The 13,579-nt window shown below is 59.1% G+C and carries 8 protein-coding genes; 7 read left to right on the top strand and 1 reads right to left on the bottom strand.

The window, feature by feature from the left end; translation table 11 throughout:
• Nucleotide 1: 1 nt before the first annotated feature.
• From ACP7BE_RS16320 to argR, 3 genes are all read left to right on the top strand, one after another.
• Nucleotides 2–1,114, top strand: coding sequence for a succinylglutamate desuccinylase/aspartoacylase family protein (locus ACP7BE_RS16320; protein ID WP_095003238.1), 1,113 nt, complete (start codon nt 2–4; stop codon nt 1,112–1,114).
• A 23-nt stretch (nt 1,115–1,137) separates the two neighbouring features.
• Complete coding sequence (locus ACP7BE_RS16315; protein ID WP_095003237.1) at nt 1,138–1,902, top strand: ABC transporter ATP-binding protein; 765 nt, start codon at nt 1,138–1,140, stop codon at nt 1,900–1,902.
• 115 nt (nt 1,903–2,017) lie between these two features.
• A complete protein-coding gene (argR, locus tag ACP7BE_RS16310) occupies nt 2,018–2,998 on the top strand; it encodes a transcriptional regulator ArgR (protein ID WP_095003236.1) in 981 nt (326 codons plus the stop codon).
• Nucleotides 2,999–3,000: 2 nt separating this feature from the next.
• Here the strand turns inward: argR and ACP7BE_RS16305 are convergent, their stop codons facing one another.
• The gene (locus tag ACP7BE_RS16305) at nt 3,001–7,905 is read right to left on the bottom strand and encodes an NEL-type E3 ubiquitin ligase domain-containing protein (protein ID WP_426106530.1); all 4,905 of its coding nucleotides are present in this window, start codon (nt 7,903–7,905) and stop codon (nt 3,001–3,003) included.
• Nucleotides 7,906–8,520: 615 nt separating this feature from the next.
• On the opposite strand from ACP7BE_RS16305, the gene ACP7BE_RS16300 reads away from it, so the two are divergent.
• From ACP7BE_RS16300 to astD, 4 genes are all read left to right on the top strand, one after another.
• On the top strand, nt 8,521–9,741 hold the full coding sequence (locus ACP7BE_RS16300) for an aspartate aminotransferase family protein (protein ID WP_095019710.1): 1,221 nt from the start codon (nt 8,521–8,523) through the stop codon (nt 9,739–9,741).
• A gap of 240 nt (nt 9,742–9,981) precedes the next feature.
• The gene (gene aruF, locus ACP7BE_RS16295) at nt 9,982–11,001 is read left to right on the top strand and encodes an arginine/ornithine succinyltransferase subunit alpha (RefSeq protein ID WP_095003233.1); all 1,020 of its coding nucleotides are present in this window, start codon (nt 9,982–9,984) and stop codon (nt 10,999–11,001) included.
• A 55-nt stretch (nt 11,002–11,056) separates the two neighbouring features.
• Nucleotides 11,057–12,094 (top strand): arginine N-succinyltransferase, encoded by a 1,038-nt coding sequence (gene astA / locus ACP7BE_RS16290; protein ID WP_095003232.1) that lies wholly within the window; start codon nt 11,057–11,059, stop codon nt 12,092–12,094.
• Complete coding sequence (astD, locus tag ACP7BE_RS16285) at nt 12,091–13,560, top strand: succinylglutamate-semialdehyde dehydrogenase (protein WP_176465210.1); 1,470 nt, start codon at nt 12,091–12,093, stop codon at nt 13,558–13,560. The genes astA and astD overlap by 4 nt, the downstream gene beginning before the upstream one ends.
• Nucleotides 13,561–13,579: the final 19 nt, after the last annotated feature.

Genomic DNA, 13,579 nt, shown 5'->3' with positions numbered 1-13,579 from the left:
CATGGAGCGTATCGATCACCTGCTGCCCTGGAGCAGCCTGGGTTCCGAGCGTCACTTGACGGTGTTCCGTTTCGGTGAAGGTGAGCGCAAAGCCTATATCCAGGCCAGCCTGCATGCAGACGAACTGCCGGGCATGCGTTGTGCCTGGGAACTGAAAAAGCGCCTGAGCGAACTTGAAGCCCGGGGTGCTTTGAATGGCGTGATCGAACTGGTGCCCGTGGCCAACCCCCTGGGGCTCGGCCAGTTGCTGCAAGGCAGTCATCAGGGACGTTTCGAGTTTGGCAGCGGCAAAAACTTCAACCGCGATTTCGTCGAGTTGAGTGAGCCGGTAGCGCAGAGGCTGGCAGGTCGCCTGGGGGATGATCCTCACGCCAACACCCGACTGATCCGTCAGACAATGCTTGATATATTGTCCGAGTTGCCAGATCCGGTCAGTCAGTTGCAAGGTATGCAGCGTGTTTTGTTGAGTCATGCCTGTGATGCAGACATTGTCCTGGATCTGCACTGCGAGACCGATGCCGCACTGCATCTGTACGCCTTGCCCCAGCATTGGCCGCAGTGGCGTTCGCTGGCTGCGCATCTGGGTGTGCGGGTTGGGCTGTTGGCTGAAGACTCGGGTGGCAGCTCCTTCGATGAAGCCTGCTCAGTGCCCTGGCTGCGTTTGCAGCGCCAGTTTGCCGATGCGCAGATCCCTTTGGCCTGCATGTCGACCACCCTGGAGCTGGGCGGGCAGGCGGACACCGGCCGCCCGCAGGCCGAGGCTTATGCCGAGGGCATTCTGGCGTTTCTGGCCGAACAGGGCCTGATCACAGGTGACTGGCCTGCAGCGCAGCATGAGGCATGTGAAGGCATGCCATTTGAAGGCACTGAGTTGTTGTTTGCACCGCACCCCGGTGTGGTGAGTTTTTTACGTCCGGTGGGCGCCTGGGTTGAGCCCGGCGAGCCGCTGTTTGAAGTGATTGATCCTTTATCTGACCGGGTCAGTACGGTATGCGCGGGCACCGCCGGTGTGTTATTTGCCGTTGAGCGACTGCGCTATGCCCAACCCGGTTTCTGGCTGGCTAAAGTGGCGGGGCGCAAGCCTTTGCGTCACGGGCGCTTGCTCAACGACTGACTGTTTTTGTGAGAACCGACAGCATGTACAAACTTGAAGTCCAAGACCTGCATAAACGCTATGGCAGTCATGAAGTGCTCAAAGGCGTTTCGCTGGCCGCCAAGGCAGGTGATGTGATCAGCATCATCGGTTCCAGTGGCTCCGGCAAAAGTACCTTTTTGCGTTGCATCAACCTGCTCGAGCAACCCCATGCAGGCAAGATCCTGCTCAATGGTGAAGAGCTCAAGCTGATTGCCAACAAGGACGGCGCGCTCAAGGCCGCCGATCCCAAGCAGTTGCAGCGCATGCGCTCGCGCCTGTCGATGGTGTTCCAGCATTTCAACCTGTGGTCGCACATGACCGCGCTGGAAAACATCATGGAAGCGCCGGTGCATGTACTGGGCATGTCCAAGGCCGAAGCCCGTGACAAGGCTGAGCATTACCTGCAGAAAGTAGGCGTGTCGCACCGCAAGGATGCTTACCCGGGGCATATGTCCGGTGGCGAGCAGCAGCGTGTGGCAATTGCCCGTGCGCTGGCGATGGAGCCTGAGGTCATGCTGTTTGACGAGCCGACCTCGGCCCTTGACCCTGAGCTGGTGGGTGATGTGCTCAAGGTGATGCAGGATCTGGCCCAGGAAGGCCGCACCATGGTGGTGGTGACCCACGAAATGGGTTTTGCCCGTGAAGTGTCCAACCAGTTGGTGTTTCTGCATAAAGGTATTGTCGAAGAAAGCGGTGACCCGCGTGAAGTGCTGGTTAACCCGCAGTGCGAGCGGTTGCAGCAGTTTCTGTCGGGCAGCTTGAAATAACTGCAATTTTAAGACTGCCGCTGTGCACCAAAATAGGTCATGCTCCGCATCCCGCGTAGCTGGCCCAGGCTGGGTGCACAGGTTTTATTCCCGTTTTCGTTCCGGATAGCACGCCATGACCGCCCATCGAATTGGTTTCCTCATTTGGCCCAGCACCAAAGCCTTGACTCTGGCGCTGGCCGAGGAAGCGTTGCGTGTTGCCCAGCGCGTGCATCCTGAAGTCGTCTACGAGTTGTTGTTCTTGCAGGCCGAGGCACCGCTTGAAGGAGCCTGGCAATTGCCGGGTGAGCCCTGGAACGGCAAGCTTGAAGGTTGCCAAAAGCTGTTTTTGCTGGCGGATGAGCCGCCTGCCGCCCTGACCTCGGCCCTGAGCAGTGCGCTCAAGCAACTGGTGCGGGCAGGGTGCGTGATTGGCGGGCTGTCGGCGGGTGTCTACCCGCTGGCGCAATTGGGTTTGCTGGATGGCTACCGTGCGGCCGTGCACTGGCGCTGGCAGGACGATTTCGCCGAGCGCTTCCCCAAAGTAATCGCCACCAGTCATTTGTTCGACTGGGATCGTGATCGCCTGAGCGCTTGCGGCGGGCTGTCGGTACTCGATTTGTTGCTGGCGGTGCTGGCTCGCGATCATGGTGCCGAACTGGCCGGTGCGGTGTCCGAGGAGCTGGTGGTCGAGCGCATCCGTGAAGGCGGTGAGCGTCAGCGTATCCCGCTGCAGAACCGTCTTGGCTCCAGCCATCCCAAGCTGACCCAGGCTGTGTTGCTGATGGAGGCCAATATTGAAGAGCCCCTGACCACCGACGAAATCGCCCAGCATGTGTGCGTTTCCCGTCGTCAGTTGGAGCGTATCTTCAAGCAGTACCTCAATCGCGTGCCGAGTCAGTACTACCTCGAACTGCGCCTGAATAAAGCCCGGCAGATGTTGATGCAAACCAGCAAGTCGATCATCCAGATCGGCTTGTCCTGCGGTTTCTCGTCGGGGCCGCATTTCTCCAGCGCCTATCGCAACTTCTTTGGTGCGACTCCCCGTGAAGATCGCAATCAGCGCCGTAGCAGCAGCCCTTTCGAGTTGTCTTCGGCCCCGGCCGAGCGCGGCTGAGGTCAGGTCAGCCTGGCTTTGGTCAGAGCCTGACGGGTCAACTGCCGGCTGAGCTCTTTGCGTTCATCGGCGATCTGGCTGTAGATCCGGTAGTAGAACCTGTCATTCATGGGCTCGGAGGTGAATACCTGAGGCTCAGGCACTGCCAGTTTTAGGGCGAGTTCCTGCAGCTCGACACGCTGCCCTGCATGGCGCTGCTCCAGGCGCGTATCCGAGCGAACCCAATTATCCTGCAGCTCCCTGAGCTGCTCGAGCCACTCGGCCTTCTGTTCGAAGAGGCTGGCGTTGGCGTCCAGTTCCGAGGCGTAAGTTTTGTTCAGGTAGGTCTCCCAGAAGGGCACATCAAGGATCTGATTGACCAGTCCGTCACCGGCTTCGCCCTCATGAATCAGGCGATAGGCCCTGACAAACTCCGTATCGCCCACCTGGGCAGTCATCCTGTAGACCATGTAGTTGGGTACCCAGGGCAGTTCGAGGCTTGTGCTCAGCCGGGTCTGGTAGCCGGTGTGGACTTCGACTTCGTCGACCGTTCCGGGCGCACCATCGATCACTTCGCTGGTAAACCTCAAGCCCTGGCCGCCCTCACTGACAGGCCTGACGCGTTGCGCGACATCAGCCCTGGCAATGTCACCGATCTTGGCCAGCCGGGCCTTGCCGCGTGCCAGCGTTATCAGGTTTTTTTCCAGTTCCAGTGGTGTGCTTCGGGCGTTATAGAACTCATGGGCCATAGTTTCCAGGCCCATGGCATTGAATATCTGGGCGCCGGCGTCGGCGCAATTGGTGGGCGAACTGGCCATGGTGAACAGTAGCTCGCGCATGCGGGTGTCGTTACTGGCAGCATCGATCAAGCGCCAGACTTTCTGCGCCAAATCTCCCAGGCCTTCCTGATAGGCAATTTGGTCAGAGGGTGTTTCAAATACGTCCGGGGGGATTTCCATTCGGGCGATGACTTCAAAAAAGCCCTGTGAGCCATGCTCGTGCTCAAGGGTCTCCCAGAGTTCTTGCATGGACACCTGTGACCCGGGGGGGCCGAACAACCAGAAAGCGCTTTGTTCTGACCCTCGTGGCGGATAAGTGCGATGAGGGTCTAGGCCAAGGGCGCGGCGATACTGAGTGACACGGTCCTGACTCTCCAGGTCGAGCTTCTGGCGTTCAAGGCGGGCATTGGCAATCAACCAGGATTCGGCCGATTGATCGGGGTAGTCGGGCACGGTATGGATCTCGTTGCCCAGCAGGTTCAATTTGAAAGCCTTCGGTCGTGGCTGGTCGAACAACCCCGGGGGCCATTGAGTGATGCGGGTGTTCTCCAGTACCAGTGTCCTGAGTTCGGGCATATGCCCCACGGCCAAAGGGCTGCCAAGAGGGTTGTGACCCAGATCAAGGTGTTGAAGACGGGTAAGGTGCTTGAGCTGACTCTGCATCCCGGCGTTAAGGGTCAGGCGGTTATGGGCAAGGTGCAGCGACCTGAGGTGCGGCAGTGTATCGAGTGTCTCGGGCAGGGTTTCAAGGTCGTTGGCGTTGAGCGAAAGTACCTTCAGATTGGGAAAGTAGGTCAGGAAGTCGCCCTGGTTTGGGGAAAAGCTGCAATCGTCGAGCCTCAGCAGGCCTACATGGCTCAGGGGGCGGCTTAAAACCAGGCTGTCGGTGCCGGCATGCCCGAACAGGGTGCTGCTGAAGTCCAGTTCGGCCACTATGGCAGCCTGTCCTGTTTGGTTGATATGGACCTTGTCGGCCGATAGCCAGGAGTTCTTTATTCTGGAGCCTATCAGGCGCCTTAAACCATGAAGGTTGGGTGGCAATGCGTTGTCGGTGGTGACGCCGATCGCAGCGCTGATCCAGTTGTCCAGTGTCTCGAAAAGCTGATCTTTTTCCTCCTCGGTGGCGCGCAGGTGTTCAAGGGCCTGCTCGCTGTCGATTCGCGCCGTGATTAACGCTATCTCGTCGCTATTTCGATAGGGGTAGAGGGCCTTGACCCGTTCCTGCAAGGGATTGGCTGCAGGCGTGGTATTGACCCGGCTGCTGGCGGCGCCGCGCAACAGGGTTTCGCTTTCGGTTGCCACGCAAGCTGCCGGGGATGGCAGGTCAAGTGCCGTTCGGATTTCACCGGGGGCGCTGTACTTATCTGCAAGCCATTGTTTGAAGTTCTGGCCAATGGCGAACCTGGATTTCAGGTGCTCGCTGTTGCGTTCGGGGAGCGCCTTCATCAGCGCACCGTGAAAGCGCGAGGCTGGATGCAGCAGGGCATGCTCGCCATCGTAGGTTTCATAGGCGTCCGGACCTTTACGAACCAGTATTCGGGTGTGCCTGGCGTCCTTGGGGGCATGGCTGCAGCGCAAGGTGCCGTCAACGACCAGATCGCGCACCTCGAGATGAAGGTCGTGGATCGCATCGGTGTAGGTTTTCAGGGTGTTTATGGCCAGTTTTTCGCCGTCTGGAGTCAGCAGGTCATCTTCAAGCAGTCCCTCCTGGGCGTGAGCTATGCGGGTTTGGTGTTCCAGCTCGGTGGCCAGATTTTTTACCCTCAGGGGGATTCTGCCATTCTCGAGGAGGGTGGTTTTCTCGAGCGTGCTGGTGGTCTCAAGCAGCGCTTGGGTGACAGGGGCGGGCAGGTGCGCAAAGGTGCTTTCTATCAATCGCGCTGCCGGGTTTTTTGTCTGGCGCTCCCTGGCGTACTGATGGTCGAAGATGTCTTCCCGTCGTTGCCGGGCGTAGTCGGACACCTTGGTCTGCAGGGTGTTGACGGCTTCTGTCTTTGTTGCGCGCGGGCCCAGCAGGGCATCGAGTTGTGGCGTGTTGAAGTTGTCGACAATCAGGGGCCACAGTTTGCCGTTCTTGATGTCCTGCTGAGAAATCCTGAGAGAGTCCTCGGGGAGTGCCTCGGGGGCACCGTAGACATGGGCCATGCCACTGAGGGTTTCATCGACAAAGACATTCAGGGCTTTGTCTGGCGGCCAGCCGGGTAATTCGGTGGGCAGGCTTTCCAGCCAGTTCCCCCTGGTTGAAAGGGCTCGCCCTTGGCGAATACGGGTGATGTCCTCGATATTTTGTTTTTGGATCCTCAGTCGTGCCATACAGTCTTTGAGCAGAGGCGGAGTCCGTTCGTTATGCAGGTGAACCCTTCGCAACACGCCTTCATCGGTGCCGCTGATAATTCGCAGCTTTTCCAGCTCGGCATCGCTGAAGCCCTCGGCGACAGGGCCGAGCCGACGCATAAGGATCGAGCCTTGCCAGGTTTGCGGGCGCTCACCCTCCATCAGCCAGGCGCCTTCACCGTTGTGCTGCATCCGGGGGCCGTAGGCGTGGGGCCGTGTCGGGTGACGCAAGGTATAAGGGCCGGCGCTTTCGGTCTTGTCCAGTACCAGCGTGTGTCGGGCTTGCTGCCCGGAACTGAGGGTCAGCAGTGTTTTGTCCTGGTGGTACTGCAGGCCCAGTTCGTCGGACGCGAGGTGTTCGGGCAGGGCCAGGTCGTGGTGGTAGGCGCTGATGTCAGGGTTCCACAATCGAGTGGCGCCATCGTTGCAGGTGACAGGTTTCATGCCTTGTACAAAGGCGGATGGCTTGGGCAGCAAGCCTCCCAGCACTTTTGTGCCCGCCGCAAAAAAACCTGCCTGGATACCGCTCTCCAGCACCCCGAACAGGTGTTCGAATGCTTCAGTGGTCTTGCCTTGCACCCAGTCGTGGATACCCTCATAGGTGTCGTCCAGCAGTTGCCAGGCCATTTGCAGCAGCATCAGTTCGCCGACGACAGGTACAAAAGGCACGATGACAAAGGCTGCGGCATTCAGCAGTGCCATGCCAATGCCTTTCAGGCGTTCAAGGCGTGCCTCACGTGTTTTGCGGTCTTCGGCATCGGTCGACACGGCGAGGCTTTTGGCATCGTTGAAAATTTTTGCCAGTTGCCTGCTGTAAAGCGTTTCCCAGAGGTCATCAGGTATCGGCACCAGCAGGTATTCAATTGCGGGTTTTTCGATCGGTATCAGGGTTTGCGCAACCAGTGCGTCTGGTAGCGTTGCGCCTGGTGCGATGGGGGTGTCGGGGATGACCTGCCAGTAGGTTCTTTTAAGACCCTCCAGAAAAGCCCCCAATCGGTCGTGGGCGACGAAGCGGCTGAAGAAATGCTGGTAGGAAGTGCTTTTCAGGCGTTCGGTCAGATGCGCCATGCACTCGCCGATCGATGAGTATTCCTTGACCGGATGCAGGGGGTCGTGGGGTATGTACGCAACTACCGATCGTTGATGTACCGGCATGAAGATCAGCGGGCTTTCGATGTCGAGGGAGAGCACTGTCAGGCGATAGGTCAGCCAACGGTTGTCCAGGCCTATGAGAAAGGCATCCAGTGACTCATACAGGGGCAGGCCGATCTGTCTGGTCATCACGGCGTAGGTCAGATCGGCCTTCAGGTCGGCGCGTTGACTGTCCAGTATTTTGTTTTTCAGCCTTAACTGCCTGCCATGATCGTCAAGACCCAGATGGCGCGTGAGATGGTCCTTGTAGCGGGCGCCCAGATTCAGTGTTCGGCACAAGGCCGTGAACGCCTGGACGGGCATGTGCTCGGTGATGTGATTGAGCTGCTTGAAATGCCCCTGAGCATCGGGGCGGCTGATATACCCCGAGCCTGAGAGGTAGGCATAGGGCAGGGTTTCATGCAGTTCAAAGTTGTGCAGGGCCGCGTCTAGCAGGGACACGCGCCAGGTCGTGGTACCGCTTTCGCGCAGGCCGATGACAGGCAGGTAGTTCGGGATATACAGATTGATAAAGGTGTTGTGTACATCCAGGTCCAGCTGATATTGGCGTTTAATAAGGTTGTTCAGCAAGGGCGCCGCAAACCCGTGAACATCTACGACCCTTGCCAGGTCTTTTTCAACATCGTTGCGGGCGGCCCATCGCGCTGCAAACGTTTTGCGCAAGGTGTCGCCCTGAGCGGGCGTGAGGGTCCTCAAGGTTGGGTGAAGGCTGGGGGACGTCCCTTTCAATGCGTTCAGGGTCGGTCGGCCCAGGGACGTGGCCCAGGGCGGCATGGCCTCGGCAATGGTCGTGAAGTGGGGGATGGTCTGGAGTCGGTTCGCCGCTGTTAACCCTTTTTCAGGGGGCGGTTTCAGGGGCGCAAGAGGTGTTGGATCGGGCATGTCCGGTACTCGAATGTCCTGATGGAGTACCTTCAAGATCCGCCAGTACGAGCCCGTTAAAAAGCGCAAATATTTGCTGGCTGGCGGAGGCTTTGCATCAACAATCAGCGATCAATCCATACATATTTAGCACCCATACGTACAGATCCGGCGGTGATCGGCAAAAACTCGCGTTTTCCGGGCAAATCAGCGCGCCAGAGTGCTGCCGCAAAGACGCCCCAGCGTTTAAACTGCGCCTTTGTGACGGAATATGTCGCATTGTCGTAATGCCTTTGTAAATCGTGGTTTGGCGCTATAAGAAGTTGTCGCTTGGCGACAAGGCGTGCTCCCGATGTGTCCCTACAATCCCCCCATCGCTCGCCAGTTTAGGCAGGCGTTCCTCTTCAGGAGACTCCGATGTCCGTTGAGCAAGCCCCGGTGCAACGCGCCGATTTCGACCAGGTCATGGTTCCCAACTACGCGCCAGCAGCCTTTATTCCTGTGCGTGGTGCCGGTTCCCGAGTATGGGATCAGGCCGGTCGGGAGCTGATCGACTTCGCGGGCGGCATTGCCGTTAACGTTCTTGGCCATGCGCATCCGGCATTGGTCGGTGCCTTGACTGAGCAGGCGAATACTCTTTGGCATGTGTCCAACGTGTTCACCAACGAGCCGGCGTTGCGCCTGGCGAAAAAACTGGTGGACTCGACCTTTGCCGAGCGTGTGTTCTTCTGCAACTCGGGCGCTGAAGCCAACGAAGCCGCTTTCAAGCTGGCCCGTCGTGTCGCCCATGACCGTTTCGGCAGCGAGAAGTACGAAATCATCGCTGCGCTCAACAGCTTTCACGGCCGCACGCTGTTCACCGTGAACGTGGGCGGGCAGTCGAAGTACTCCGACGGTTTTGGTCCGAAAATCACCGGCATTACTCATGTTCCGTTCAACGACCTTGATGCGCTGAAAGCGGCGATTTCGGACAAGACCTGCGCAGTGGTGCTGGAGCCGATCCAGGGCGAAGGCGGCGTGCTGCCGGCCGAGCAGGCTTACCTGCAAGGCGCCCGCGAACTGTGCGACCAGCACAATGCGTTGCTGGTGTTTGACGAAGTTCAAACCGGCATGGGTCGTACCGGCGAGCTGTTTGCCTACATGCATTACGGCGTGACCCCGGATATTTTGACCAGCGCCAAGAGCCTGGGCGGCGGTTTCCCGATCGCAGCCATGTTGACCACCGAAGCGCTGGCCAAGCATCTGGTTGTCGGCACCCACGGCACCACCTACGGCGGTAACCCGCTGGCGTGTGCAGTCGGCAATGCGGTAATTGATGTGATCAACACGCCAGAGGTACTGCAAGGCGTCAAGGCCAGGCATGACCTGTTCAAGACCCGCCTTGAGCAAATCGGCCAGCAATACGGCCTGTTCACTCAAGTGCGTGGCATGGGCCTGCTGCTGGGTTGTGTGCTGAACGATGCCTGGAAGGGTCGCGCCAAAGACATTTTCAATGCTGCTGAAAAAGAAAACCTGATGATTCTGCAGGCCGGCCCCGACGTGGTTCGATTCGCACCAAGTCTGGTGGTCGAGGAGGCCGATATCGAAGAAGGTCTGAACCGCTTCGAACGTGCCGTAAAGAATCTGACGCAAGCCTGAGTGTGACCTCGACGCCCGGCTTGCCGGGCGTCGAACCGAATTTAATGTGCCGGGCCAGGCTCAATGCACAGGGCTTTCAATGTGGGAGCGGGCTTGCTCGCGATACAGGCAGCGCGGTGTGTCAGTCACGCCGCAGTGACGTCATCGCGAGCAAGCCCGCTCCCACAGTTGAAAGCCCGGGTGTACTCGACTGTTCGGCCTATACCCCTCTATGCAATTCAAGGATTAAGGAGTGACACCATGCTGGTGATGCGCCCTGCGCAAATGGCTGATCTGGGCGAGGTACAGCGTCTGGCTGCGGACAGCCCGATTGGTGTCACTTCATTGCCGGACGATATCGAACGCCTGCGCGACAAGATCGCCGCGTCTGAAACCTCGTTCGCTGCCGAAGTGAGCTTCAATGGCGAAGAAAGCTATTTTTTCGTCCTTGAAGACACCGCTGCCGGCAAGTTGGTGGGGTGCTCGGCGATCGTGGCCTCGGCCGGTTATTCGGAGCCGTTTTACAGCTTCCGTAACGAGACGTTCGTGCACGCCTCCCGCGAACTGAAGATTCACAACAAGATTCACGTCCTGTCGCAGTGCCATGATCTGACCGGTAACAGCCTGCTGACCAGTTTTTATGTGGTCCCGGAACTGGTGGGGTCGGCCTGGTCCGAACTCAACTCCCGTGGCCGCCTGCTGTTTGTGGCCAACCACCCGGAGCGTTTTGCCGATTCCGTGGTCACCGAGATCGTTGGCTACAGCGATGAAAATGGCGACTCGCCGTTCTGGGACGCCATTGGTCGCAACTTCTTCGACTTGAACTATGCCGCCGCCGAGCGTCTGTGCGGGCTTAAAAGCCGCACCTTCCTTGCCGAGCTGATGCCGCATTACCCGATTTACGTGCCGCTGCTGCCTGACACCGCCCAAGAGGCCATGGGGCAAGTCCACCCGCGTGCGCAGATCACCTTTGACATCCTGATGCGCGAAGGTTTCGAGACCGATCACTACATCGATATTTTCGACGGTGGCCCGACCTTGCATGCCCGGGTTTCGGGCATCCGCTCAATCGCCCAGAGCCGCGTGGTTCCGGTCAAGATCGGCGCACTGAGCACAGGCGGTGGACGTCAGTATCTGGTGGCCAATGCCCAGCTACAGGATTACCGCGCCGTATTGCTGGAGCTGGATTGGGCGCCGGGCAAACCGGTCACGCTGGATCTGGAAGCGGCCGAAGCACTTGGTGTTGGCGAAGGTGCCAGCGTACGAGTGGTAGCGGTATAACGCGTTTGAGCGAGTTTCGCGGGGGTCGTCAGCGACCCCCGTCCAAGGAGATAGCATGATCGTTCGTCCTGTACGCAACAGCGATTTACCGGCCCTGATTGAGCTGGCACGCAGCACCGGAACCGGCCTGACCACCTTGCCGGCCAACGAAGAGCGCTTGCTGCATCGGGTCACCTGGGCTGAGAAAACCTTCCGTGGCGAAGCCGAGCGTGGCGATGCGGACTATCTGTTTGTGCTCGAAAACGACGATGGCAAAGTGGTGGGTATTTCTGCCATTGCCGGTGCCGTCGGTCTGCGTGAGCCCTGGTACAACTTCCGTGTGGGCCTGACGGTCAGCGCCTCTCAAGAGTTGAATATTTACCGCGAAATCCCGACCCTGTTTCTGGCCAATGACCTGACCGGCAACTCCGAGCTGTGCTCATTGTTCCTGAGTGCCGATTACCGTACCGGGCTCAATGGCCGCCTGCTGGCCAAGGCGCGGATGCTGTTTATCGCCGAGTTCCCGGAGCTGTTTGGCAGCAAGATCATTGCCGAAATGCGCGGCATGTCCGATGAAAGTGGCCGCTCGCCATTTTGGGAAAGCCTGGGCCGGCACTTTTTCAAAATGGAGTTCAGCCAGGCCGATTACCTGACCGGCGTGGGCAACAAAGCCTTTATCGCCGAGTTGATGCCCAAGTTCCCGGTGTACACCTGTTTCCTGTCCGAAGATGCCCGAGCGGTGATCGGCAAGGTGCATACCCACACCGAACCGGCCTTGAACATGCTTAAAAGCGAAGGCTTCAGTTATCAGGGCTACGTCGATATTTTTGACGCAGGCCCGGCGGTTGAGTGTGAAACCAGCAAGATCCGCGCAGTGCGCGACAGCGAAGCGCTGGTGCTGGCTATTGGCACACCGGGTGACGACGCAACACCTTATCTGATGCACAACCGCAAACGCGAAGATTGCCGCATCACGGCCGCCCCTGCGCGGCTGGCTGCTGGCACCCTGGTGGTCGACCCGCTGACCGCCAAACGCCTGCAACTGAGCGCGGGCGACCAGGTGCGCGCCGTTGCCTTGTCCGCCCAGTCAGTGGCCCCACGGGAGTCAAAATAATGAGTACGTTGTATATCGCAGGTACCTGGCAGAGCGGGCAGGGCGAGGCTTTGGAGTCGCTGAACCCGGTTACCCAACACGTGCTTTGGGCTGGCAAGGGCGCCGATGCCGGGCAAGTGGATGCCGCCGTGAAGGCTGCGCGCCAGGCTTTCCCGCAGTGGGCCAAACAGACTTTCGAGCAGCGCCTGAGTGTGCTCGAAGCGTTTGCCGCAAGCCTTAAAAACCACGCCGACGAACTGTCGCGCTGCATCGGTGAAGAAACCGGCAAGCCACTCTGGGAGTCGGCTACCGAAGTCACCAGCATGATCAATAAAGTGGCGATTTCGGTACAGAGCTACCGCGAGCGCACGGGTGAAAAAAGTGGACCGCTGGGCGATGCCACGGCCGTTTTGCGTCACAAGCCTCACGGTGTAGTGGCTGTTTTCGGCCCGTACAACTTCCCCGGTCATTTGCCCAACGGGCACATTGTTCCGGCGTTGCTGGCGGGTAACAGCGTGGTATTCAAACCGAGCGAGCTGACCCCTAAAGTCGCCGAACTGACGGTCAAGTGCTGGATCGAAGCGGGTCTGCCTGCGGGCGTGCTCAACCTGCTGCAGGGCGCACGCGACACCGGTATCGCCCTGGCGGCGCACACGGGTATCGACGGGTTGTTCTTCACCGGTTCGAGCCGCACCGGCAATGCCCTGCACCAGCAATTTGCCGGGCGCCCGGACAAAATCCTGGCTCTGGAAATGGGTGGCAACAACCCGCTGGTGGTCGATCAGGTAGAGGACCTGGACGCAGCGGTGTACACCATCATCCAGTCGGCCTTTATCTCCGCCGGGCAGCGTTGCACCTGTGCCCGCCGCTTGCTGGTGCCGCAAGGCGCATGGGGCGACAGCCTGCTGACGCGCCTGGTTGAAGTGAGTCAGAGCATCGAAGTGGGTGCTTTCGATCAGCAGCCGGCGCCATTTATGGGGTCGGTGATTTCCCTTGGCGCAGCGCGCGCCTTGATGGATGCCCAGGAAGTGTTGCTGGGGTCGGGGGCTGTGGCCTTGCTGGAAATGCACCAGCCAGACAGCAATGCCGCCTTGCTGACGCCGGGCATTATCGATGTGACAGAGGTTGGCGATCGTTCGGACGAAGAACTGTTCGGGCCATTGCTGCAAGTGATTCGCTACGCTGACTTTGATGCGGCGATTGCTGAAGCCAACAACACGGCGTTTGGTCTGGCGGCCGGGTTGCTGTCGGATTCCGAAGCGCGTTACCAGCAGTTCTGGCTCGAAAGCCGCGCCGGTATCGTCAACTGGAACAAACAATTGACCGGCGCGGCGAGCAGTGCGCCATTTGGTGGTATCGGGGCGTCGGGCAATCATCGCGCCAGTGCCTACTACGCGGCGGATTATTGCGCATACCCGGTGGCTTCCCTTGAAACGCCGACCCTGGCTTTGCCAGCAGCGCTGACCCCGGGCGTGCGGATGTCGTAACGCTTATCTCAACCCTGTG

Origin of the sequence: Pseudomonas sp. TWR1-1-3 (genome assembly GCF_049896805.1) — a bacterium.
GTDB lineage: Bacteria > Pseudomonadota > Gammaproteobacteria > Pseudomonadales > Pseudomonadaceae > Aquipseudomonas > Aquipseudomonas bubulae.
This window is presented reverse-complemented; position numbering and strand designations above follow the sequence as displayed.

Coding starts and splice junctions, on each gene's coding strand:
- ACP7BE_RS16320 (WP_095003238.1), top strand. CDS start 2: ATGGAGCGTATCGATCACCTGCTGCCCTGGAGCAGCCTGGGTTCCGAG.
- ACP7BE_RS16315 (WP_095003237.1), top strand. CDS start 1,138: ATGTACAAACTTGAAGTCCAAGACCTGCATAAACGCTATGGCAGTCAT.
- argR (WP_095003236.1), top strand. CDS start 2,018: ATGACCGCCCATCGAATTGGTTTCCTCATTTGGCCCAGCACCAAAGCC.
- ACP7BE_RS16300 (WP_095019710.1), top strand. CDS start 8,521: ATGTCCGTTGAGCAAGCCCCGGTGCAACGCGCCGATTTCGACCAGGTC.
- aruF (WP_095003233.1), top strand. CDS start 9,982: ATGCTGGTGATGCGCCCTGCGCAAATGGCTGATCTGGGCGAGGTACAG.
- astA (WP_095003232.1), top strand. CDS start 11,057: ATGATCGTTCGTCCTGTACGCAACAGCGATTTACCGGCCCTGATTGAG.